The sequence below is a fragment of the Pseudomonas sp. MWU16-30322 genome, from assembly GCF_020515535.1.
In the GTDB taxonomy this organism is placed as follows: domain Bacteria; phylum Pseudomonadota; class Gammaproteobacteria; order Pseudomonadales; family Pseudomonadaceae; genus Aquipseudomonas; species Aquipseudomonas fluorescens_H.
The window spans coordinates 495,943-519,240 of sequence record NZ_JAIWYL010000001.1 but is presented as its reverse complement, the minus strand read 5'-3'; the positions used below and the strand labels follow the sequence as shown (position 1 = coordinate 519,240).

22 protein-coding genes are annotated in these 23,298 nt (G+C 57.5%); 11 read left to right on the top strand and 11 right to left on the bottom strand.

Annotated elements, in window-relative coordinates; translation table 11 throughout:
- Positions 1-82 precede the first annotated feature (82 nt).
- The gene (locus LCH64_RS02250) at positions 83-1,369 is read left to right on the top strand and encodes a carbohydrate porin (protein WP_103483418.1); all 1,287 of its coding nucleotides are present in this window, start codon (positions 83-85) and stop codon (positions 1,367-1,369) included.
- A 166-nt stretch (positions 1,370-1,535) separates the two neighbouring features.
- Complete coding sequence (locus tag LCH64_RS02245; RefSeq protein ID WP_226499357.1) at positions 1,536-2,438, top strand: bestrophin family ion channel; 903 nt, start codon at positions 1,536-1,538, stop codon at positions 2,436-2,438.
- Between the two features lie 51 nt (positions 2,439-2,489).
- Here LCH64_RS02245 and LCH64_RS02240 read toward each other — a convergent pair whose 3' ends face one another.
- Positions 2,490-2,729: a hypothetical protein gene (locus LCH64_RS02240; RefSeq protein WP_103483556.1), complete on the bottom strand. Its 240-nt coding sequence runs from the start codon at positions 2,727-2,729 to the stop codon at positions 2,490-2,492.
- A 986-nt stretch (positions 2,730-3,715) separates the two neighbouring features.
- On the opposite strand from LCH64_RS02240, the gene LCH64_RS02235 reads away from it, so the two are divergent.
- A complete protein-coding gene (locus LCH64_RS02235) occupies positions 3,716-3,973 on the top strand; it encodes a hypothetical protein (protein WP_226499356.1) in 258 nt (85 codons plus the stop codon).
- Between the two features lie 265 nt (positions 3,974-4,238).
- On the opposite strand, the gene LCH64_RS02230 is transcribed toward LCH64_RS02235, so the two are convergent.
- Both LCH64_RS02230 and LCH64_RS02225 read right to left on the bottom strand, forming a co-directional pair.
- The gene (locus LCH64_RS02230; RefSeq protein ID WP_226499355.1) at positions 4,239-5,528 is read right to left on the bottom strand and encodes an AarF/ABC1/UbiB kinase family protein; all 1,290 of its coding nucleotides are present in this window, start codon (positions 5,526-5,528) and stop codon (positions 4,239-4,241) included.
- Between the two features lie 26 nt (positions 5,529-5,554).
- Positions 5,555-6,019: a DUF3429 domain-containing protein gene (locus LCH64_RS02225; protein ID WP_226499354.1), complete on the bottom strand. Its 465-nt coding sequence runs from the start codon at positions 6,017-6,019 to the stop codon at positions 5,555-5,557.
- Between the two features lie 205 nt (positions 6,020-6,224).
- Between LCH64_RS02225 and LCH64_RS02220 the strand changes: the two genes are divergently transcribed.
- Positions 6,225-7,256, top strand: a complete 1,032-nt coding sequence (locus LCH64_RS02220) for a GNAT family N-acetyltransferase (protein ID WP_226499353.1) — start codon at positions 6,225-6,227, stop codon at positions 7,254-7,256.
- 156 nt (positions 7,257-7,412) lie between these two features.
- Entirely contained in the window at positions 7,413-7,826 is a 414-nt protein-coding gene (locus LCH64_RS02215; protein ID WP_226499352.1) for a hypothetical protein, read from the top strand.
- A gap of 297 nt (positions 7,827-8,123) precedes the next feature.
- Here LCH64_RS02215 and LCH64_RS02210 read toward each other — a convergent pair whose 3' ends face one another.
- A complete protein-coding gene (locus LCH64_RS02210; RefSeq protein WP_226499351.1) occupies positions 8,124-8,564 on the bottom strand; it encodes a hypothetical protein in 441 nt (146 codons plus the stop codon).
- A gap of 336 nt (positions 8,565-8,900) precedes the next feature.
- On the opposite strand from LCH64_RS02210, the gene LCH64_RS02205 reads away from it, so the two are divergent.
- The 3 genes from LCH64_RS02205 to LCH64_RS02195 all read left to right on the top strand — a co-directional run bounded on the left by LCH64_RS02205 (position 8,901) and on the right by LCH64_RS02195 (position 10,424).
- Positions 8,901-9,230 carry a DHCW motif cupin fold protein gene (locus LCH64_RS02205; RefSeq protein ID WP_201137678.1) on the top strand — a complete coding sequence of 110 codons (330 nt, stop codon included), beginning with the start codon at positions 8,901-8,903 and terminating at the stop codon, positions 9,228-9,230.
- A 214-nt stretch (positions 9,231-9,444) separates the two neighbouring features.
- Entirely contained in the window at positions 9,445-9,927 is a 483-nt protein-coding gene (locus LCH64_RS02200; protein WP_226499350.1) for a hypothetical protein, read from the top strand.
- A gap of 179 nt (positions 9,928-10,106) precedes the next feature.
- Positions 10,107-10,424, top strand: coding sequence for a hypothetical protein (locus LCH64_RS02195; RefSeq protein WP_226499349.1), 318 nt, complete (start codon positions 10,107-10,109; stop codon positions 10,422-10,424).
- A gap of 129 nt (positions 10,425-10,553) precedes the next feature.
- On the opposite strand, the gene LCH64_RS02190 is transcribed toward LCH64_RS02195, so the two are convergent.
- Both LCH64_RS02190 and LCH64_RS02185 read right to left on the bottom strand, forming a co-directional pair.
- Positions 10,554-10,922, bottom strand: a complete 369-nt coding sequence (locus LCH64_RS02190) for a hypothetical protein (RefSeq protein ID WP_226499348.1) — start codon at positions 10,920-10,922, stop codon at positions 10,554-10,556.
- Positions 10,923-11,078: 156 nt separating this feature from the next.
- Positions 11,079-11,534, bottom strand: coding sequence for a VOC family protein (locus LCH64_RS02185; protein WP_226499347.1), 456 nt, complete (start codon positions 11,532-11,534; stop codon positions 11,079-11,081).
- A 146-nt stretch (positions 11,535-11,680) separates the two neighbouring features.
- On the opposite strand from LCH64_RS02185, the gene LCH64_RS02180 reads away from it, so the two are divergent.
- Positions 11,681-11,968, top strand: a complete 288-nt coding sequence (locus tag LCH64_RS02180; protein ID WP_226499460.1) for a GGDEF domain-containing protein — start codon at positions 11,681-11,683, stop codon at positions 11,966-11,968.
- Between the two features lie 372 nt (positions 11,969-12,340).
- The gene (gabP, locus tag LCH64_RS02175) at positions 12,341-13,747 is read left to right on the top strand and encodes a GABA permease (RefSeq protein WP_226499346.1); all 1,407 of its coding nucleotides are present in this window, start codon (positions 12,341-12,343) and stop codon (positions 13,745-13,747) included.
- Here gabP and LCH64_RS02170 read toward each other — a convergent pair.
- Complete coding sequence (locus tag LCH64_RS02170; protein ID WP_226499345.1) at positions 13,738-15,597, bottom strand: ABC transporter ATP-binding protein; 1,860 nt, start codon at positions 15,595-15,597, stop codon at positions 13,738-13,740. The two genes, gabP and LCH64_RS02170, sit on opposite strands and share 10 nt — an antisense overlap.
- Positions 15,598-15,812: 215 nt before the next feature.
- Between LCH64_RS02170 and LCH64_RS02165 the strand changes: the two genes are divergently transcribed.
- Positions 15,813-19,052 carry an AAA domain-containing protein gene (locus LCH64_RS02165; protein ID WP_226499344.1) on the top strand — a complete coding sequence of 1,080 codons (3,240 nt, stop codon included), beginning with the start codon at positions 15,813-15,815 and terminating at the stop codon, positions 19,050-19,052.
- Positions 19,053-19,137: 85 nt separating this feature from the next.
- Here the strand turns inward: LCH64_RS02165 and LCH64_RS02160 are convergent, their stop codons facing one another.
- The 4 genes from LCH64_RS02160 to LCH64_RS02145 form a co-directional block, all read right to left on the bottom strand.
- Positions 19,138-20,748 carry a gamma-glutamyltransferase family protein gene (locus LCH64_RS02160; protein WP_226499343.1) on the bottom strand — a complete coding sequence of 537 codons (1,611 nt, stop codon included), beginning with the start codon at positions 20,746-20,748 and terminating at the stop codon, positions 19,138-19,140.
- Positions 20,749-20,918: 170 nt separating this feature from the next.
- Positions 20,919-21,698 (bottom strand): amino acid ABC transporter ATP-binding protein, encoded by a 780-nt coding sequence (locus LCH64_RS02155; protein WP_226499342.1) that lies wholly within the window; start codon positions 21,696-21,698, stop codon positions 20,919-20,921.
- A gap of 2 nt (positions 21,699-21,700) precedes the next feature.
- A complete protein-coding gene (locus LCH64_RS02150) occupies positions 21,701-22,477 on the bottom strand; it encodes an amino acid ABC transporter permease (RefSeq protein WP_003224911.1) in 777 nt (258 codons plus the stop codon).
- Positions 22,478-22,488: 11 nt separating this feature from the next.
- Positions 22,489-23,295 carry an ABC transporter substrate-binding protein gene (locus tag LCH64_RS02145; protein WP_003224912.1) on the bottom strand — a complete coding sequence of 269 codons (807 nt, stop codon included), beginning with the start codon at positions 23,293-23,295 and terminating at the stop codon, positions 22,489-22,491.
- Between the last annotated feature and the right edge of the window lie 3 nt (positions 23,296-23,298).

The window sequence follows — 23,298 nt, the reverse complement described above, 5'->3', positions numbered from 1 at the left end:
GGGCGCTTTCTTTTTGCGCGCGGCACCTGAGGGTGCCGCGCCGCTTTCCGATAGCGCTACAGATTTGAGCAGGAAGATCTCCATGTTTGGTTTTACTCGTAACGGCTGGGTCAACGGCGTGCTGTTGGGCCTGACCTGCACCACCCTGCCCGCCTTCGCCGATACCGATTCGAACCTGTTGACCCGCAACACCCTGACCGGCGATTGGGGCGGTCTGCGGCATCAGATGGACGAAGACGGGATCAAATTCACCGGCGATTACACCGGGGAAATGGCTTACAACGCCGATGGCGGCTTGCACCGCTCCGGCCGTTACTCGCAGAACATCAAGCTCGGCGCGCAGTTCGACCTGAGCAAGTTGTATGGCGTTGAGAACGCCGGCAAGGTCCAACTGACCATCAACGACCGCCGCGGCAATAGCGCCTCGGAAGACCTGGTCGGCAACCGTCTGCCGATCCAGGAAAACTACGGCGGCCTCTACACCCGCCTGACCGAACTCAGTTACGAGCGCAGCCTGTTCACCCCGGCGCTCAACGTGAAACTGGGTTATATGGCCATGGGCAACGACCTCGGCGGCCTCGACAGCGGCATCCTGTGCAACTTCATGAACGCTGGTTTCTGCGGCCATCCGCTGAACATGTCCGGCGGCAGCGGCTGGACCAACTACCCCAACGCGCACTTGGGTGTGCGGGTGAAATACGACTTGTCGTCCTCGTGGCAACTGCGCGTGGCCGCGTTCAACGTCGATCCCGAGAGCAACGGCAACTCCAGCCGCGCCTGGCATCTGGGCCCGAAACACACCACCGGCACCGTGGTGCCGATCGAGCTGGTGTACAAGCACGCGGGTGAATTGCCCGGCGAATACAAGGTTGGTTACTACTACGACAGCTCCAATGTAAAACGCATCGGCAGCGACAAAGAAGTCTCCGGCCGTGGCGGGCATTACCTGCTGATCGATCAGGCCGTTTGGAGTTCGCCAACCTCCGAGGGGCGCAGTCTGCACGCCTTCGGCCAATACTCGGCGGCCAGCGAAGCGGCATCGCCATTCAGCAAGTGGTACGGCACTGGTCTGGTGTTGTACAAACCGTTCGAAGGTCGGCCGCGTGACACCGTCGCTCTGGGTTACGGCCGCGCTGTGCCTAACCCGCGCAGCCGCGACGTGCAGCAGGACGCCGCCATGGCCAACGGCACGCAGTTTCCGAACCTGGACAGTGGCGAGCAGTTGATCGAACTCGGCTACGGCTATCAGGCCACGCCTTGGCTGACATTGCGTCCGAACATGCAATACATCATCGAACCGGGCGCGTTTTCCGGGCAGAACATCGACAATGCGTTGGTGTTTGGCTTGCAGGTTAAAGCTTCGCTCTGAGCCTTCTGGCGAAACTTCAGGCAATAAGAAGCCCGGCGTGATTGCCGGGTTTTTTATTGCCCGCAAATTGTCGTAACCAAGTTGCTCGGTCAACACCGAACCTTTACCCCCGAAGCAGCGTCCGAGCTAAGGCGTTAACGCTTACCGCTCGCCACGAGGTTCCCGTTTGAAAGCTGCCATCGTCAAAAAATACCGTCTGATCATCAAGACCATGGGCTATGTGGGCTGGTCGCTGTTCTGGCTGTTGCTCTGGGACATCGCCGTCACCGTCGATTTCATGTTGTTCCTCAACGCCAAGATCAACCTGCCGCTGATGCCTCTGACATTGCTCGGTTCGGCGCTGGTGGTACTGATCAGTTTCCGCAACAGCAGCGCCTACAACCGTTGGTGGGAAGCGCGAACGCTGTGGGGCATGATGATCAACAACTCCCGCAGCTTCGCCCGGCAGGTGCTGACGCTGCTGGATGACCCCGATAACGAAGTGAATCCGCTGAAAGCGACGCTGTTGCGCCGCCATGTGGCGTATGTCAATTGCCTCGCGGCGCACCTGAGGGGCCAGCCTTGCCCGGAGGAAGTCCGCGCGTTCATCCCGGCAGATGAATTCGCCCGCAGCGGCACCACCAACAACTTTGCCAACGACATCCTTACCGGTTCCGCGTCCTTGCTGGCCCGAGAATACAAGGCCGGGCGCCTGGACAGCATTCGTCTGGCACGGCTGGAATCGACGATGGTCGAGCTGTCCAACAGCCAGGGCGGAATGGAACGGATCGCCAATACCCCGCTGCCCTACCCTTACGTTTACTTCCCGCGCCTGTTTATCTCGCTGTTCTGCCTGATCGTGCCGGTGGGGTTGGTGGAATCGCTGGGCTGGTTCACCCCGCTCGCCTCGACCGTGGTGGGCTTCATGCTGCTGGCCATCGAACGCATTGGCACCGATCTGCAAAGCCCGTTTCGCCACAGCGAGCACCAGATCCAGATGGAAGCCCTGTGCGAAACCATCGAGAAAAACCTGCAGTCGATGCAGCGTGATTCGTTGGGGGGCGCGCGCAGGGTTGAAGAAACGGCTTGAAAACAAGCTTTGAGGGAAGCTAGGGCGTAGAGCCCTAGCGAGTTGCAGCGATCACTTTTTCTTTTTTGCCGGCTTGTCTGCCTTTTTGGAATCCTTGGCCTTTTCCGGCTTGCTATCGGCTTTTTTTGCAGACTTCTTCGGTTCGGCGTCTTTCTTCTTGTCTTTCTTGTCGGAAGACTTGGAAAGCGCCGAGGCCGCCGCAGACTTCTTGTCCGGCGAGGACTTTTTGTCTTTCAAGTCCTTGCTGGCTTTCGAAGCGTCATCTTTGCTTTTCTTCTCGTCTTTAGCCACGTTTGACCACCTCTCGGAATATGCCGGTATTGGCACTGGGCCTGTGCGGATTGAGCACAAGCTGATCGTTAGGCGTGTGGGTTCGGACGGGGTTCAGATTATTTGGAGGCGTTGATCGGTTGAGTCCAGAGCGGAAAGCGTTGGTTCTTGAACGGCAGCTATTGGTCAGAAGCTGACATTCTCACAGTATCTTGATAGACATCCTTGAGGCCTGAGAGGCTCTATGAAATTGGGGACGACTCAATCCAACTCCACCCTAGGGCCGCGCTGTACTCGTCCTCTTAACTACCTGCCCAGAAGTCTGCTTGAGGTAAGGACTAAATAGTATTGCTGCCCTCAACGAATGTGCCGCCGACATGCAACTGCTCAAGTATTTTGAGAGCCAAGAGGCCATAGACCACTTCAGGCTTGGTGTCATTTCGGACGTACCGGATGTGGGTAACGACATGTGAGGTGCCAAAGCGTCGATTCGCCTCCGATGTTCCTTCGAGTACGCTTGCAACGATATCAGCCTCAACTAATGGTTCGTGATTACATGCTCCCTGCGGCGGGAGACACTCACAGATCGGCTCATGCTGCTCACCAACTCCTAGGCGCAGTTGCAGGAGATTATGCCGAGGCCCAGTAATACGTGATGCGGCAAGGTACTCTCCGTGGCGGACGAAATGCATGTGATGTGGCTCTACTGCTTGGTTAAAGGGTGCACTCTAGCCCATCTTGGAGACTCAATCATGCCCGTCGAGTGGAGCAGCTTGTTGGCATTAGTGGCAAGCACTCTGAAGGAATGCCCGTCGTTCTTTCACAGTACTGAATCGGTCCTTCTTCCGAAGACGCTTTCAAAGGACCGCTTCTGGCCGTTTTCTGCCCTCCACGAACGGCACAGATCGGCCAGAAGCGGTCATCCTGCACCGTTAGGTGTCGACCCATTGCGGCCATTCGTAGGAGCCACCACAATCGGAGGACTGTTGGTGGTGAGGTGACACATAGTGAGGATTGAAGTATCAGAGGAAGCCAACTGGAAGCTTTTCGAGGACTTGGCCCGGGTTATTGAGCAAGGGCTGGGCGGTTGCTGGAAAGAGAGGCTTGATGGTCCGGACCAACGCTATTGGGATCTGTTGGTGGATGAACACACGCTTACCCTGCACCTTGAACACTATTTAGGCATTTCAGTGGACATTCCCGATAGCGCAGATGACATTGCTCGAAGAGTATGTGCGTTGCTCAAGCAGCCTCCTTACGGGTAAGCCCGCTCTAACAAAGATCCCAACTGATCTAGAAGGCAGGTGTGGGTCGATTTCTGTCTATAGCCACCGTCAGCTTTTGGCCGAAAGCGGTCATTCTTGAGCGGCTGCCAACGGTCATACATTCGAGTAAGCAGTTGCCAGCCAAAAAGTGACGCTCGGGAGTGTTTACGAAGACATTTCGCGTCTGCGAAATCACGCACGCCCCAACCTTGCTGCGTTACCTGTTATGGCATTTCTGTCGGAATATTTTTCGTTCAGAAATCGCTCAAATCACGTAAGGCTCGAACAGGCATTGCACATTCACCCTCGCCTCAAGCTTCGCCGCCAACAGGTACAACCCACCCACCTTGCGATGCAGAAACAGGACATCCACCGGTGGTATGTGCCAGAAATCGCGATCGGCCCCCAGTTGCCACCCGGCATCGCGCAAGCGCGCTGCGAGGTCGGACATCGCGAAGTCATAGGCGCCTTGGTGCCGAAGAGGCTCGCAGGCCTGACAGATGAGGTCAGTCAGCAACAACCGATGTTTGGGCAGGGTTTGATGCTGAAAGTAGCCAACTTCCAGCGCTGCTTCGGTGATGGCAGCGCGGTCTTCACGCAGGCCTGCAACCAGCAGTTGCCGAAATGCCTCGGTGCTGTTGCGGCTATAAAGGCGCGTGGCACCGAAGTCGAGCAACACGATCTTCCCGGTGTCTTGCTGATAACGGTAATTGGCAAAGTTGGGGTCGGTCTGAACGCACTGAAACTCAAACACCTCGCGCAGAAGCATGCCGAACAGCAAGGTGATGATCCGGTCGCGCTCTGCCTGTGGCGCGTGTTCAAAGCTCTCCAGGGCGACGCCGTCGGCGAAGGACATCACCAGAATATTCGGCGTACTGAGCTCGGCATACCCACGAGGCACCAGAAAGTCCGGACTGTCGGCTAACAGTTGATGAAAGCGCTGTAAGTGCATCGCCTCTTTCAGGTAATCGGCTTCATTTTGCAGTTGAAGCTTGGCCTCTTGCAGCAGCGGTGCGACGTCCATGCCGTGAGGCAGCAGCCCGGACATGCGCAGCAAAGTGGCGACGTTATCCACATCGCTGGAAATACTTTCGCGCACACCTGGGTATTGCACCTTGATCGCCAGACGTTGGCCGTATTTGCCTTGCGCAGCATGAACCTGGCCGATGGATGCCGCCGCCAATGGCGTGAAGGAAAACCGTTCGAAGCGCCCTTCCCAGCCCTTCCCCCAGTTTTCTTGCAAGACCGCGACCAACTGGCTCATGGGCATCGGATGCGCGTCGGACCGCAGACGAGAAAGCATGTCGCTCAGCTCACTGGGTAACAAATCACCGGCATCCATTGATAACAACTGTCCGACTTTCATGGCTGCACCACGCAACTGCGACAGTTGCTCGGTCACCCGTTGCGCATTAGCCGGGGTCAACAGCAAGTCACTCAAGGCCGGTCGTTTACCTTGAGCCCACTGCCGCGCACCTTCGGCCAGCATGCCGCCCACCACGCCGGAGGCCAGGCTGCCGAAACGCATCAGCCGCGACAAGCGACTGCCGGGCACTGCAGACGATTCGGGCCGGCGCGGTTTCACGAATAAATGACTACAGCGATTGCGCTAATAAACAGGCAAACGCTCGCCACAGCCGTCAGGCGCAATCGCATCGGCAGGTACCAGGCGTGCAGGCTCACAGCCCGAACCAACCGCCGGTCCTGCCAAAAGTGCAGGACAAACCCGACGATCAACAGCAAGCAACCCACTGCCACCGGCAATAACGTGCTGAGCCAAGCGATAAGCGCCGGGATGACGCTCCATATCAGCCGGTCGCGGCGCAGTTCGTCGCTCATGTTTTGCACTGACATGCCAAAGCCCCAGTGCAAGGCGCCGACGAAGCTCAGGATGACCGCGCCATAGTTGACCAGCGCCACCGCCCAAAACGGTCGATGTTCCAGAGACGTGAGGATGAGCAGCGCGAGGCCAATGAACGGTAACAAACCGCCATAGCCCAGCAGGAAGATATACCTTGGCGGCGAGAGCGAGGACGACACGTTCATTTCAATTGCTTCCAGTGCCCGATATACAAGACTGTAGACCCAAAAGCTCCGACCTGATGCGCCCTGCGCCGCGCATAAACGCCGTTCCTCTCCAGCAGCTCGGCATGAGTGCCAGTCTGTTACGCCCAGCCCTTCCCTGACTGTACCTGTGCGCCAGGCCTCTTTGCTGCGAGTATTCCTGCACTAACCTGGCGCTGTGAATTTGATGGACCTTATTGCTGATTTCCCCGAGTTTTTCCTGCCACGCTGCACGCTGCGGCGGATTCATCGTCGTGATGTCGATGCGATTTTCGCCGGGCTGTCTCACCCGCAGGTGATTGCCCACTACGGCGTGTCTTACAGCAGCCTCGAAGCGACGGACGAACAGATGCGCTGGTACGACGCGTTGCTGGAAGAACGCCGGGGCATCTGGTGGGGCATCGCACTGCCGGGGCGCGACGAATTGGTGGGCGCCTGTGGCTTCAATGATTGGTCTCATGCCGATCGCAGCCTGGACATCGGCTACTGGCTGATGCCGGACTACTGGGGGCGAGGCCTGATGCAGGCTTGCCTGCCCACCATTCTTCGCTTCGCCTTGAGCACCCTCGGCGTGCACCGTATCCACGCTGATGTCGAGCCGGAGAATCCCGCCAGTGCCCGCCTGCTGGAGCGGCTCGGCTTCGTGTTTGAGGGAACCCTGCGGGAGTTGGAGTACAAGGACGAGCGCTTCCTCAGCCTGCACCAGTACAGTCTGCTGGCCACTGACCCGGCGGCGCTAGCGTTATTGGCGGACGATACGCCGATCCTGCGACCATGCCGTGGCGCGGATGCACCGGCGCTGAGTGCCCTGGCTCAGCGCAGCAAGGCCCATTGGGGTTATCCCGAGGCCTGGATGGAGGCCTGGGAACCGGCGCTGACTTTAACCCCGGCACAACTGGCCGGCCATTACGCGGTGCTGGTCGCGGCAGATGGCCCGCTACTGGGATTCTGTGGGTTGGAGCGCGACGAGGATGGCTGGCAACTGGAGCATTGCTGGGTCGACCCGTCGGCCATGAAAGGAGGCCACGGACGACGCTTGGTGGAGCATGCACTGGCCGTGGCACGCGGCCTGGGCGTGTCCACCTTGTCGGTGGAGTCCGATCCGTCAGCCCAAGCCTTCTACGAGCGGCTCGGGGCCCGTCATGTGCGCAATCTATCGCGCCCGGTGTGTGGCGAGCCGCGGCACCTGCCGGTACTTGAATGGTGGCTTGGTGAGTAACGCTTGATAGCGAGCGAGGACAGCAGATTTATTGGCTGCTGGCGGGCTGCTTTTGGCCGAAGACAGTTGTTTGTGAGTGGCAACTATCGGCCAGAAGCAGTCATCGGGACGATGCCGTACGATACACGCCTACCGGTAGATCATTAGGGCTTACCCATGCAATTTCATGGTTTCGAATTCGGGCATATTGAGGTTGAGATTCAAAACCGTGCGTATGACCTTCATAACTTCTACCAAGCCAGCACCATTAATTACGACATCGTGGATAGGTCGGCTGTACTTATCTTTACTCGCCGGAATGAAGCCTGGGTGCCGCCCGCAGAAGCACGCAAGATTACTATCAGCTTCCTTGAGGTCGATTACTTTTCATCAAGTGGGCGGGATGATTACCCAATCGATGGCGACGATAGTGTTATTCATTCGATCGGAGCCGTGGAGTCCAGCGCAGAGACACAGGCCTTTTATCTGACAGATAACATCCAACCAGATCATCACCTTGTCATGTGCTTCGAGTCTGGTCTTACACTACGAATACAGGCCGCTGAAGCACGGTGCAAAATCGATTTTTAAACGGCACAAACTCTGGTGTTCGACGTCAGCTTTGGGTCGAAAAAGGCTGTTTGCAACCGTCCGCTTTCGGCCGGCAGGGATATCCGTGGGGGCGGCTTCGGCCAAATGCAGACTGTCGATGTTTGCGGGTCTGGTTTCGATCCGTAGTCGCATTGATGCTTGCGCTCTAGACGACTACGGCTAGCATTGACCGAAAGCAGCCCCTTTAGAACAACCACAACCGGCCAGAAACGACTAGTTGAATAGAGTGCCCATCGACATAAACGCCCAATACCTCCACAGACCTTGTCAAAGGAATCAACAACGCTTGATTCCACGCACTGCATTCCGGCAATCCAGTAACACGTCATCCAGGAAGGGAGTAATTTCCAGCAACTCCATGAGGCCCGAGAGCTCTTCAGCGGCCGTTCTGATCGGCGTCCAATCGTTGTGATCAAAAATGAACCAGTCATCGCAGTGAAATGCAGCCCCGGCCAGGTTATCGCATAGCTCCCAGGTCGCCTGTAGCCGCGTTCTGATCTCTGTTGGCATTGCGCTACCACAGATTGAAAGAACCTCATTCAACGGCAGCATCATTTCAGACCAAGCTTCGCATGCTGGACAGTACGGGATTGCGCTTCGCTGTGAATCCGCAGGAAGCGCCAGAAATTGCAGGGCCGGGATTGCCTCGCACACGGCGAGCACTCGCTTGTGCTCATCCTGGCCGTACCACTCCCACAATGTCGTTGAAAACCCCATTATCAAACTCCAGAAAATCAAGCCAGCCGAACGGTTTCACCGGAACTACTCAACGCGGTCAGACTGTTCTTGCCAAGGTCGAACAACTGCTCATCACAGAAAGAACCGGTGACCGCTATTCTATCTCCGCGAGCGACCGGAAATGGCCGAAAGCCGCCGTTCGTGAGCGGCAGCTATCGGCCGAAGCGGCCAGTCAGGGGGGGCGCGGACACGGACGTCAATCGATGGGAGAGTAACAACTTCCTTCGAGCATTGATGAAATCAACCGGATCTGTATCTATTGGCTTCCTTGTTACCTCGGTACGATTCAACCCCGCCCTCGTCCGAGATAATCCCATGCAGCTCACCGACATCCCATTTGGGACCACCAATTGGTCGAAAATAGAAGCGACTGCCCATCCTGGCGAAGCCGGCACGGCACACTGGCGCACTTGCCAATTCGGTAATGCAAGAGTTCGAATGGTTGAATACAGCCCTGGCTACCTTGCCGATCATTGGTGCCGCAAGGGGCATATTCTGCTCTGCCTGGATGGTCGACTGGAGACCGAACTTGATGATGGTCGTACCTTCACCTTGACAGCCGGGATGAGCTACCAAGTGGCTGACAACGCGGAGGCTCACCGGTCTTCAACCGCTATTGGCGCCAAGTTGTTCGTCGTGGATTGAGACTTGAGTAGGAAGAGTTGCTTCTGGCCGACTTCTGCCCTCAGTAACAGGCAAAAAGCGGCTATTCCCGGCCGCTCGCGGAGATAGAATAGCGGTTGCCGGTTATTTCTATGATTAGCTGATGCTCTGTCCGATCGATATGAGGCATAACTCGTAGTCGGTGAGTTATGAAGGTCCACTCTTAAAAATTCAAACACTCAGCGTTGGAATGAGAATGTCCGATAAAACTATCTATGCCAAAGAATTCGCGATCTGTGTATCGATGTCAGATTTAGTAACCTGGGAAGGTGATCAGACGTCTCCCAGCGTCTACCTGCAGGCGGTGTTTTCGACCCTTGACATTCCCGTCAATATTCTCGAACTCCACGAGTTGTATTTCGCCCACCTTTACAACGGCTACGGCGACGTGCATGTGTATCATGCTCGAAATAATGGAGGCAGTATTTTCGCAATCGACTTGTATCGAGAGCTTACGGACCAGCTAGATTTGACAGGTCTATTTCTACGTATCGAAAGCCCCAAATTTGATCAGGCACTCGCTCATCTCCGGTCGTTCTATGACAGCGCGAGTTGCCAAATAGCATTTGAGCAGGCAGGCTACTCCAAGCGACTTCGTGAAACGCTTGATGAAAGCAGATACCCTCGACTGGTCGAAGAAGAGCATGCCTTCATACAGCAGCATTTCACTCATCGGTGACGCTAGCCGATAGCTGCAACTACTGACCGTCCGCTTCCGGCCGTAATCAGGCAGTACGCAACCTATTGCTAATGCTTATTGCTCGGCTCAGGTCTTTCTCGATTACAATAAAACGGCAAAAAAAGCGTTGGTTGATTATGAGCGCTAAAATCCAGAATATTTACTAAAAGAAAATGTACATGAAGAAGCTGAGTAATGATTTCAGTGGAGCACTCCGAACGTTTGCGTACTATATGGCAAGTGGAACCCACTACATGCTTGAAAACGTGGAGTACATCGATATTTATGGTTCTGAGCCGAGTGCAATTGAGATGGTCTTCGCGATATTCGCGAACGTCATAGAGATGGACGGTGAAGGTAACGTGCTCAATTTTACCTACGCCCAAAGGAGAGCGACTGACTACTTAAGGTCATACTGCGACCCATCTTTCAAAGTAACGCCGCCTCTTGAAGACTGGGAAACTGAGCTATATGGGCCGCCCTCACTCGGATGCTAAAAAATTGCTTTAGTTCGCAGACACGGGGACCGGAAAGGGTCGAAATATCGAGCCGAATGGCAGGTTGTGGCCGAAAGCAGCTTTCCGCGAACGTCTGCTTTTGGCCGATTGAAGCCTGTCAGAAGCTTCCTAAAGTTGATCTGTCTCAAGCGCCAGTACCCAGCGGTTGAACGGCGCTGAGCCCGCCAAACCCAGCACGTCAAAGAACACCCATTTCCGAGTCTTTACCGAAAACGACTGAACGGCTTGTCCGGGGGTAACCCTCTGTGCATTGCTGGTCGATATGACCTCACCAGACGCGCTTCCAATGTAAGGCGAGTTTCTGGGGTCAAGCATACCGACTTGCAACGTCCCGCAAGCGTCCGGAAGGTTCAAAGATAATGTTTTACCCGTTTCCAGGCGGCCCACGAACGTTCCATCAAACAAAATTGCCAGCGGGATGGCGTGGCCATAGGCGCTGTCAAACATTCCTTTCTTGCGCTGAATGGTGATGTCCATGTGCTGTCCTTAAGGTGCTCACTACACAGAGTGTAGTCGCACGCTTACGACGCACTGCGAGCGCGCGCACCGAGGTCTGAAGCGCCTAATTTGGCAGGCAGGTGGAATGACCGCTTCTGGCCGAAAGTAGCCTGTGGTGAACGGCCTCTATATTTTTTAGATAAACGCAGTCTCGATAAACGCTTCCAGCGCCTTTTCTTCGAGTATCTCGATAGAGAAGTGCCCGAAGCGCTTTGGTAACCAGAGAATGCGTGCGCCGGCCGGGGATTGCAGATTCGCGCGAGCCAATGGCTCTCCATTTTCGTCTTGAGGCTGAACACCAGCGTCCATCAACTCGTCATAGGCTTTTTCGATATCCTTCGTTGAGTAGCAGTGGCGGTAAATCATACCTTCACCCGAAGAATCCAAAAGCTCCTTCAGATTGCCCGCCAACGGTTGCACCAGCATGAAACGCTCTTGACCGATCAGTGCAATCGCGTAGTGGACATGCAGACCACCCCGCTCCCAGACAAACGTTTTGGAAATCCTGGCGTTTAGTATGTGTGCGTAGTAAGCACAGGCTTCCTCAAGATTCTTGACCAGTACATCTACGTGACTGAACTTCAGATCCATTGCATAGCTCCTGTCCAAAATCGCCCATCGATAGTCAGCCATCAGCTATCTGACGCTAAAACTACCGCCCTAATGTCGAGATATTCGAATCGCTCTTTTCCCCCATGCTGATGCGCGGTTCGGTCGAATAGCCGAGAGACTCGTAGATACGTTCGGCCACACGCAAAACCGATCTACTGTGCAGAACAGGTGGAGAAGAGTTTGCATTGATCTGCCCGGATACCGAACTGAACGATACAAGGCTGCTGGCAGAAAAGCTTCGAGTGCTGATAAGCACTGTGCCCTTTGATGATGTTGGACAGGTGACTTGTAGCTTCGGCGTTGCGACATGGATTCCAGCAGAATCGTTTGACGCCTTCATTCAGCGTGCCGATACCGCGATGTACAGCGCTAAACAAAGCGGTAGAGATCATGTTCAACTTGCCGCTGTTTAGCAGCCGCATTCCGCCTTCAGATCATCTCCCCCCCACTGTCCAACTCGCCTCCCTGAGATTGCTGGAGGAATGCTCGCGAGCCGCGAAGATTGCCTGAGCCTTCTGTGACCGCTAGGTCTCCAATACGACCTCATGGTATTCGCATGTCGATATCAGACACGATCATGGCGCAATCAGGCTACTGAATCGGCAGCAAGGCCGGCTAAGGTGCCGTGTCTTCGTATCAAAACAGCCCTGTTCGGATCATGGGGTTGATAAGAACTGCAGCGGTTGAACGGGCTTCTTTCGGGAGTTTCAGCAAGCAACGATGGTGATCGATCGTGTGCCCGGTCAACTTGCTTGAATGTCGATCAGCAGAGAATAAAAATACCGATGATCAGCCCGAACTCCATGGATTCGAGTAGCCAATTGGCGCAGGGCTTCAAGCCTCGTCACGTCACAATGCTGTCCATCGCCGGGATTATCGGCGCCGGTTTGTTCGTAGGTTCAGGACACGCCATTGCCGCTGCAGGGCCGGCGGTGCTTCTCGCCTATCTGTTTTCGGGTTTGCTCGTCGTGCTGGTCATGCGCATGCTCGGTGAGATGGCGGTGGCCAACCCGGACACCGGTTCGTTCTCTACCTACGCCGACCAAGCCATCGGCCGCTGGGCCGGTTTTACCATCGGTTGGTTGTACTGGTGGTTCTGGGTTCTGGTGATTCCCATCGAAGCATTGGCGGCCGGGCATGTGCTGAACCAATGGTTTCCGCAGGTCGATGCCTGGCTGTTCGCGTTGGGATCGATCATTGCGCTGGTGGTGACCAACCTGTTCAGTGTGTCCAAGTATGGTGAATTCGAGTTCTGGTTCGCCATGGCCAAGGTCGTGGCGATCATCGGGTTCATCGGTGTCGGTTTTGCCGTGTTGATGGGCTGGGTGCCCGACCGCGAAGTCAGCGGCTTGAGCGGTCTGATGGCCGAGCACGGCGGATTTGCACCCAACGGCTTGTCCGCGGTGGTCGGTGCTTTCATCACGATAATGTTCAGCTTCATCGGTACGGAAGCGGTGACCATCGCAGCCGCCGAATCGAATAACCCGGCGCAGAACATCGCCAAGGCCACCCGCTCGGTGATCTGGCGCATTGGCGTGTTCTACCTGCTGTCGATCTTCGTGGTCATCTCCGTAGTGCCCTGGAATGATCCGTTGCTGGCCTCGGTGGGCTCGTATCAGCGCGCCCTGGAAATCATGAATATTCCAAACGCCAAGTTCATGGTCGACGTCGTCGTCCTGATCGCCGTGGCCAGTTGCATGAACTCCTCGATCTACATTGCATCACGCATGTTGTTCTCGCTGGGTCGCCGGGGCGATGCACCGAAACCGCTGAAGGCGACTTCCGCGGCCGGTGTGCCACGGGCAGCCGTCATCGCCAGCACCGTGTTGGGTGCGTCGATCACCGTATGGAGCTACTTCATGCCTGCCGGGCTGTTCGAGTTCCTGCTGGCCAGTTCCGGGGCGATTGCCTTGCTGGTGTACCTGGCGATTGCGGTGTCGCAGCTGCGCATGCGGCGGATATTGCAACAGCGCAAGGTCGAGCTGACCTTTCGCATGTGGTTGTTCCCATGGCTGACGTGGCTGGTGATCGGCTTCATCTGCGCGGCGCTGGCGGTCATGATGATCACCCCGCAGCACCGCACCGAAGTCACCACGACCATTGGCCTGGCGCTGGCAATCTCCTTTATCGGCCTGATGACGTCGCGTCAGCCTGCATCGGCAGCACAGGCAAGATCGGTGGGTCAGGCCTGATCCAACGCCTCGATCACACCTTTGTCCTCACCCAGGAAGCCGCCGCTCTGATGCGCCCACAGCCGCGCATAAACACCATTCTTCTCCAGCAATTCGGAATGGGTGCCCTGTTCAATGATGCGCCCGTCATCCATGACAATCAGCCGATCCATCGCCGCAATCGTCGACAGTCGATGGGCAATCGCAATCACGGTCTTGCCCTGCATCATTTCATCGAGGCTTTCCTGAATCGCCACTTCGACTTCCGAGTCCAGCGCGCTGGTGGCTTCGTCGAGTAGCAGGATCGGCGCGTTCTTCAGCATCACTCGGGCAATCGCCACACGTTGGCGCTGGCCGCCAGACAGTTTGATCCCGCGCTCGCCCACCAAGGTGTCGTAACCGGTATGGCCTTGCCGATCGCTCAACTGGCTGATGAACTCATCAGCCTGAGCGTTGGCAGCGGCGCGGCGGATTTGCGCGTCGGTGGCATCGGGGCGGCCGTAGGCGATGTTGTCGCGAATCGAACGGTGCAGCAGCGAAGTGTCCTGGGTGACCATGCCGATCGCACTGCGCAGGCTGTCCTGAGTCACGTGCGCAATGTTCTGGCCATCGATACGGATCTCTCCGCTGTCGACATCATAGAACCGCAGCAGCAGGTTGATCAGCGTCGACTTGCCGGCGCCGGAGCGCCCTACCAAACCGATTTTTTCGCCGGGGCGAATACTCAGGCTCAGGCCATCAAGTACCTGACGCTCGCCACCGTAGTTGAATTTCACCTTGTCGAACGTCACCGCACCGCCGGAGGTCACCAGCACGCCGGCATTCGGCGCATCCTGCACCTTGGTGCCTTGAGTCAGCGTCGCCATGCCGTCCTGAACGGTGCCGATGCTTTCGAACAGCGAGGTCATTTGCCACATGATCCAGTTCGACATGCCATTGATCCGCAACGCCATGGCGGTGATCGCCGCCACCGCACCGGCGCCGACATCGCCCTGGTGCCACAGCCACAGGGCGTAACCACCGGCGGACATGATCAACCCCACCACCAGCGCCTGATTGACGATCTCGAACAGGCTGACCAGACGCATCTGGCGAAAACCGGTCTGCTTGAAATCCTCCATCGCCGCCCGCGCGAAGTGCGCTTCGCGATTGGAATGGGAGAACAGCTTGACCGTGGTGATGTTGGTGTACGCGTCGGCGATACGCCCGGTCATCATCGACCGCGCATTGGCCTGCTCCTGTCCGACCTTGCCCAGACGTGGCACGAAGTACCACATGGCCAGGCCAAACAGCACGACCCAAGCAAGAAACGGCAGCATCAGTTTCAACGCAAAGCCACCAGCCAAGGCGATGATCGCGATGAAGTACACACCGATCCCGGGCAAGATCTCGATCATGGTGAACAGCACGTCGCGTACGGCGAGCGCCGTCTGCATCACCTTGGTCGTGACCCGACCGGAAAACTCATCGGAGAAAAACGAAAGGCTTTGCCGCAGCATCAACCGGTGGAAATCCCAGCGCAGGCGCAATGGCAGGTTAATCGCCAGGATCTGATGCTGGACCATGGTGCGCAACGCCACCAGCCCGACACTGAGCACCATGACGATGCCCATGCCCCACAACACGCGGCTCTCCTGCACAGCCGCTTCGCCACCGGCCTGCCAGGTCGAGAGCAGGTCAACGACCTGACCGAGGAAGGAAAACAACCAGGCTTCATAGATCGAAACCGCCGCACTGAGCAGCGCCAATACCACGATGTAGCCGCGAGCACCCCGAGTGCAGGCCCACAGGAATTTAGCCAGACCGTTGGGTGGCGGTGGCACCTCGTCAGGCGGGAAAGGGTCGAGTCTTCGTTCAAACACACGAAGCATGGTGTTCTCCAAAACAGTCAAGTCAGGGAGATTCTGCCATCGAATGGAGGCTGGGAGGTCTTTGTGAAAAAGTGTGTGCTCATCGCGACTGGACAAGGACGTGCCGGGTTGATGACGATGCGTCCGCTGCCATCGACCGATGATCCCGCGAAGGGTGATGCCTGATATCCTTGCCTCAAAGGAATTCAGGCCCAGCGCTTTCAAGGACGTAGTAAATGAACTCGCAAAATATCGTGCGTTACTGGCACGCCGTCGAACTGTTGCAACCCCAGGCGGTCCCCAAGCTGAAAAAGCGTGATGGCGACTACCAGCCCTTTTATCAGGACATTCCCACCTCGGCGCAAAGCCTGCCGTGGATCCCAGCCAATCCATTGAGCCGGCAACCCCTGCCGAACAAACGCGTATGGAGTCACACGCTCTACGCACACCTCTACAACAACCTGGATGTGTCTCGCCGGTTGGCAGACCTGTACGGTGCAGACCAAGGCTACAAGGAACCACAGAAACGGATTTCCGCCCTGTACGCGCTGAAGTTCAACGATCAAGGCATGATGCTGGTCGACAGCCTGGTGTTGTCCAGCGAAGCATGGTTCGTAGGCTGCGCGATCAATAACAGGGACTGGACACACGGCTTCGAGGAAACCCAGGATTCCCTTCGTGAACAGTCCAGAAGCCTGCTAGGGGGTGTGGTTCAGGCTGCCGATCTGGCTTGCCTGACTGACTCCATCCGCAAAACCCTGGGACTCGAAGAGTTTTTCGGCGACGTGCCGCGCGGGCATCGCTTTCGCTCGGCGCCCATCAACCCGAACAAGTCAGAACAGGAAGACGACCCACTCAACAGCTTCCTGCTCAGCGATCTGGCCGACATGGCTGAAGCCCTTTCCCGTGGTCAAACGAGCGCGCCATTGGCCCGCTATCTGAGCCATCATGACTCGACTCAGCGCCTGCATCTGGACAAGCCCGGTGCCGATCTGGCGCTGATCGATCGTCTTGCGCCTTCGCGCTACGCCGCCGGTTGCTGGCCCGCCGAAAAACATCTGGGCTTGGTGCACTCGCAGCAACTGGCAGTCAACAGCCTGCTGCAAAACCTCAGCAATACCCCCGGCATCATGGGGGTCAACGGACCACCTGGAACCGGCAAGACCACCCTGCTGCGCGACCTTATCGCTGCAGTAGTGACACAACGGGCCGACGTGCTGGCCTCACTGGGCAGAGCCTCAGAGGCGTTTATAAAGGACGGTCGTGAAACCGCCAACGACGGCGGGCGCGATCGCTACGCCTATCAACTCGACCCGCGCCTGTTCGGTTTCGAGATGGTCGTCGCATCCTCCAACAATGGCGCCGTCGAGAACGTCACGCTTGAGCTACCTCAGCAAGACAAGGTCGACCCGTCGTGGTTGCCCGACGCAGAGTACTTCAGCGACCTGGGCGAGTTGACCAGTGGCAAGCCCGCATGGGCAATGATTTCTGCGGCATTGGGTAGCAAAGCCAAACGCACGCAATTCGTCGACCGTTTTTTCTACGGCAAACTTCCGCCTGAAGCGGACAAGGCCAAAGACGAAACCGAAACGCCTGACCCCGAAACAGTCGATCTCTGGGGCCTGGATGAAGATATTTACGATAACGAGCCAACGGCTGATAGCCCCGAAGCGGACGACACTGAAGCCAAAACGCCCCCCAAAGGCATGCGCGAATGGCTGTCCGAACAAGCAGCGTTGATGAAGGCGCTTACGTCCAGTGAAAAAGCCGGTCTCTGGCGCGAGGCAGTCAAACACTATCTGGACGCCAAAGATGCAGAACAGGCTTTGCGTGGTCAGGTAGAAGATATTCTGGAACGGGTTCAGGCCGTGATCAGCGCCAAGGCCCGGGTCAAGCAGATGCAGGAGCATTTTCAGATCCGTCGTACCCAGCGCAGCGATCTCGATAAGGAACAAACGACGCTGGAAACCCTGCAGCTCGCACCTGCGCGCGAGCAACTGCAGGGCGAACTCCGGGCGCTTCAATCGCACCTGATAAAAAAACCTGGTTTTCTCGCCAACCTCTTCAGCCTGTGGGGTGCTTATCGTATCTGGGCTGCCCGCCAGCGTTTGCTTGAAGGTACACACGCCTTGGCCAAGGACGCGTTCGACAGTGTCCAACGCCAGTTGCAACGCATCATTGGCCGAATCAACGAGTTAGATCGACAACTGGCCGCTGATGAACTGGAGATCGACGAAGCTGTGCGACATGCCGGTGTACAGCTCGAAAACGCACGCAGCGTTGCTCAGGCCGGGCAGGCAGAACATCTGTTGCTCTGGCTGGAACAGGGTCAAATCGGCAGAGGCAGCGAAATCGAATTGGCCGAGCCGTGGATCGTCGAAGGTTGGCGTCAGGCCCGGGCGAAGGTGTTCATCGAAGCACTCAAATTGCATCGCACGTTCTTTCAGATTGAAGCCTCGCGCATGAGCTACAACCTGACTTTCGTCACCAGCACGCTGACCGGCAGTCGTTATGGTGGTGTTTCTCAGTCCGTGGTGCGCTCTGCATGGGCTTCGCTGTTCATGGTCGTACCGGTGCTCAGCAGTACTTTCGCCTCATTTGCCCGTTCCTTCGGCAGCCTTGGGTGTAGCGAGATCGGATGGTTGTTGGTGGATGAGGCGGGTCAGGCCACACCACAGGCTGCCGTGGGCGCGCTCTGGCGCTCGCGCCGAGCGGTACTGGTTGGAGATCCACTGCAACTGGAACCGATCGTCACGGTTTCCGATGCGGTGCTTGAACACATGCGCACCCGTTATCAGGTCGACGCTCACTGGCTACCGAACCGCCAGTCCGCACAGACACTTGCCGACGAGGCCACGTTCTGGGGGCGCATGGCCGGACCCAGGGACAAAAAATGCTGGGTCGGCCTGCCCTTGGTAGTTCATCGTCGCTGCGATAGACCGATGTTCGACCTGGCCAACCGCATCGCCTACGACGGCGCGATGGTCTACGGAACGATTGCGCCCTCACCCGCCAAGGAAACGCCAGCCTCTCTACCCACTGGATGGGTGCATGCCAGTGGAAGGTCCTCTGGCAACTGGGTCGATAGTGAAGGTCAGGCACTGGACCGTTTGCTGGCGCAGCTCAAGGCGGACGGCGTACCGCTGGACAGCATCGCCGTCATTACGCCGTTTCAGGATGTGCGCAACCATCTCAAGGATCGCCTGCACGCCAAGATGGTTCGAGGCACCATTCACACGATGCAGGGCAAAGAGGCGGCGGTGATCATTCTTGTACTGGGCGGAAGCAGTGAAAACGATGGGGCTCGTGAATGGGCAGTCTCTAAACCCAATCTGCTCAATGTCGCCGCCACTCGGGCCAGACGCCGGCTGTATGTGATCGGTGATCGCAATGACTGGAGGCAACGCAAACTCTTTTGTGATGTCATGGAGTTTTTACCCAACCATTGCGAGATGACCACCTGCAGCACGGTTTGACGAAAAACGTTTTTGCCCCTTTGACCTTTCTTCGCACTAGCGGTCAGAGGGGCAATGCTCGTCAATCCCCGGCCACCAACCTGCTTTACCAAACCGCGATATGCGAATCCGCCCTCGGCTCAGTCCCCCCACACAACACACCCGTCACCGGATCACGCAGAATGATCTGCCCTCGTCCGTAATCCGTCAGATCACTGGCGATCTGCACCTCATGCCCGCGACGCGCCAACGCATTGGCCAGATCCCTTGAAACGCCCTGTTCGATGCCGACCTTCATCCCGCCAAGCCACTGCCAGCGCGGCGCGTCCAGTGCCGATTGCGGGTTCAAGCCGAAATCCACCAGGTTCATGACCATCTGCACATGGCCCTGCGGCTGCATGTAGCCGCCCATCACGCCGAACGGCCCAAGCGCCTGGCCATCCTTGGTGAGGAAGCCGGGAATGATCGTGTGGAAGGTCTTTTTGCCCGGAGCCAACGCGTTGGCATGTTGCGGATCAAGGCTGAATTCCTGCCCGCGGTTCTGCAGGGCGATGCCACTGTCAGGCAGCACCACACCTGAGCCGAAGCCGTGATAATTGCTCTGGATGAACGAGACCATATTGCCTTGCCCATCCGCCGTGGCCAGATACACGGTGCCGCTGGCGTGGGGATCGCCCGGTTTAGGCGGCTGGGCCTGCTCGCCGATCTGTGCACGGCGGCGGGCGCTGTACTCGTCACTCAGCAGATCATCCACGGCCACGCGCATGTGCAGCGGATCCGTGATGTAGTGCAGACCATCGCTGTAGGCCAGTTTCATTGCCTCCAGTTGCCGGTGCCAGGTCTGCTGGCTGTCACGGTGATCGAAGTCGAAGCCCTCGAGAATCTTCAGCGCCATCAAGGCGACCAACCCCTGCCCGCTCGGCGGGATTTCCCAGACATCCACGCCACGGTAATTGACGTGAATCGGCTCCACCCATTGCGCGCGGTAATGCTCCAGATCGGTGGCGCGAAGATAGCCACCCGTTGCCCGTGAATGCGCATCCAGGCGTTGCGCCAACGCCCCGCGATACAAACTTTCGCAACGGGTAGCCGCCAGTTCTTTAAGGGTTCGCGCCTGCGCCGGGTTACGGAAAATCTCCCCGGCCTTGGGCGCGCGACCGTCAATCAGAAACGTATCGAACCAGGCCTGTAGCACTTGATCGCGATGGGGACTGAACTCATCCAGCGCGATCTGCCACTGATGGGCAACCACCGGCGACAGCGGAAAACCGTCTCTGGCCAGACTGATCGCCGGTTGCAGCAGATCGGCGAACGGTAATAAGCCAAAGCGTTGCGACAACTCGGCCCAGGCCGATGGACATCCCGGTACCGTCACCGGCGTCCAGCCATACAACGGCATTTGTTCATGGCCGGCCGCTTTGACCGCTTCGATACTTAACGATGCCGGGGCGTGGCCGTTGGCATTGAGGCCATGCAACTGATCCTTGAACCAGACCAGCGCAAACGCGTCACCGCCCAGGCCACAGCCCGTAGGCTCGACCACGGTCAGGGCCGCCGCCGTGGCGATGGCGGCGTCGATCGCATTGCCGCCCTTTTGCAGCATTTCGATGCCGGCCTGTGCGGCCAGCGGCTGGGATGCCGCGACCATGCCACGACGGGCAAACACGCTTTGGCGTTGCGACGGATAGGGATATTCGTGAGCAGAAAATTTCAACATGGCAGAGGCTCTTCAAATCAGCAATTCATTGGCCGGACTTGATCCGGTTCCATTCGCGGGTGATCAGGCGCTGGATGTTTTCCGGCAGTCTTCTCGAAGATCTGCAACGTGTCGGGGCTGCGGCGCCGCGAACAAACTCGATAAACGCATCGTCGAAATCCTTGTGAAGTTCACAGCACGCGGCTGAGAAAGGCTTGGGTACGGGGATGGGTGGGACGACTGAAAATCTGTTCCGGCGGGCCTTGTTCGATCAGTTCACCCTGATCGAGCACCACCACCCGGTCGGCCACCTCGCGGGCGAAACCCATTTCATGGGTGACCACGACCATGGTCATGCCCTCCTCGGCCAACTCCTTCATCACTTGCAGAACCTCGCCGACCGTTTCCGGGTCGAGGGCGCTGGTGGGTTCGTCGAACAGCATCGCTTGAGGCTTCATCGCCAGCGCTCGGGCAATGGCGACGCGTTGCTGCTGACCGCCGGAAAGCATCGAGGGGTAATGACTGGCCTTGTCCGCCAGCCCGACCCGTTTGAGCAATGCGTGCGCCTGCTCCAGCGCAGCCTGGCGTGGCACGCCCAACACCTGAATCGGTGCTTCGATGATGTTTTCCAGGGCGGTCATGTGCGGGAACAGATTGAAGCGCTGGAACACCATGCCGATGTCCCGGCGCTGGCGAGCGATGTTGCGTTCCGAGTCGCGCACCAGACTGCCGTCAGCCCGCGTGCGATAGCCCATGGGCCGGCCGCTGACCCTAATCTCCCCGGACTGAATGTCTTCGAGCAGGTTGATGCAGCGGATAAACGTGGTCTTGCCCGAACCTGAGGCGCCAATCAGCACCACCACTTCGCCACGTCGCACTTGCAGCGAGATGCCCTTGAGAATCTGCAGATCACCGAAGGACTTGTGAATGTTCAGCGCCTCGATGATCAGTTCGTCACTTTGATGCGCCATGATTAGCGTCCCCTCAGCAGTTTCAGCGTGTTGCGCCCGAACATCCGGCTGGAGGCCGGCGGCGGCGAAGAAGGTCTGTCCGACTGGCCGAAACGGTTCTCCAGCCAGCGCTGAAAGAAGCCCCACAGCGTGGTGAGCAACAGGAAATAAATCGCCACCACCAGGTACAACTCGAACACCCGAAAAGTCGCCGAGGTGACCATCTGCGTACTGAGCAACAGCTCCTGCACGCCGATCACGCTGACCAGCGTGGTGTTTTTCAGCATCACGTTGAATTCGTTGCCCAGCGGCGGCACGATCACCCGAAACGCCTGCGGCAGGACGATACGGCGCATCAATTTGGCGAAGGTCATGCCCAGCGAGCGCCCGGCCTCGTACTGGCCCTTGTCCACGGCGCCGATCCCGGCGCGGATGATCTCGGCCATGTACGCGCCTTCGTTGAGGCCCAGAGCAATGATCGCCGCCTGAATGTTGCCGGGGATCACCAGCCCGAACAGCTCAATGTCTTCGAAGCGAAAAATCCCGCCCGCCGCCAGCGCCGTGTAGAGAAAGACGATTTGCACCAGCAACGGCGTGCCGCGCATCAGCCACACATAAAAGCGCACCGGCAGATGCAGCAGAGGGTTCTTCGACAAGCGCAACAATGCGGCGGCCAGCCCCAACACACAGCCCAGCAACATCGCCAACACACTGATCAGGCAGGTCAGCCAGAGCCCGGTGAGGTACACGCCGCTGGGCTGCAACAGGTACTGCCAGAACACATCCCAATTGAAGTTCATCAACGCTTACCTCAATCGAGTGTGTCGCTGGAGACGTGCCACTTGTTCAAGAGCTGGTTATAGCTGCCATCGCTGCGCATGTCGGTGATGATCTGCTGCACCGCAGCGCTCAGTTGCGGATCGTCCTTGCGAATGCCCAGGCCGGTGAGGATCCGGCTGAAGGCTGGTACCCCTTCCTCGAACAAGTCCGGAGCCATCGCGGCGTAATAACCGGCGGTTTCCACCGTGGTGCCGTAAGCGTCGACCTGACTGATGCGCAGCGCCTGAAAGGCATCGGTGTCGGTGTTGTAGACCACCAGCTTCATCGGCGGCTTGCCGGCCTTGGTCAGGCTTTCATTTTCGGTATCGAGCAAGGTCTTGATGGTCGAACCGTTGAGCACCGCGATCTTGTGCCCGCTCAGATCCGCGAGGGTTTTCAGCGCCTTCGGATTGCCCTTGGGCACCACCACCGCCTGACTGGAATACATGTAGTTGACGATGTCGATCACCTCGCGGCGTTCGGGCTTGTCGAACAACTGATCGACGATCATGTCGCATTGTTTGGCGAGCAACGCCGGGAGCAATCCGGAAAACGGAATCACCCGCCAATCAACTTTCTTGTCGCCCAGACGCTTGGCGATTTCCAGGCCCAGGTCGACGGTCAGGCCTTTGGGCTTCTGCGCTTCATCGAAGGACACCAGTGGCGGCGAATCCATGCCCGAGCAATAGGTGAGTTTGTCGACCTTGACCAGACGCTCCGGCACCGTCGGTGCGGCAAGCGCCCACTGCGAACAGAGCCCGAGGGAAATTGCAGCCAGTAACAGGCGAGACGTATGCATGAC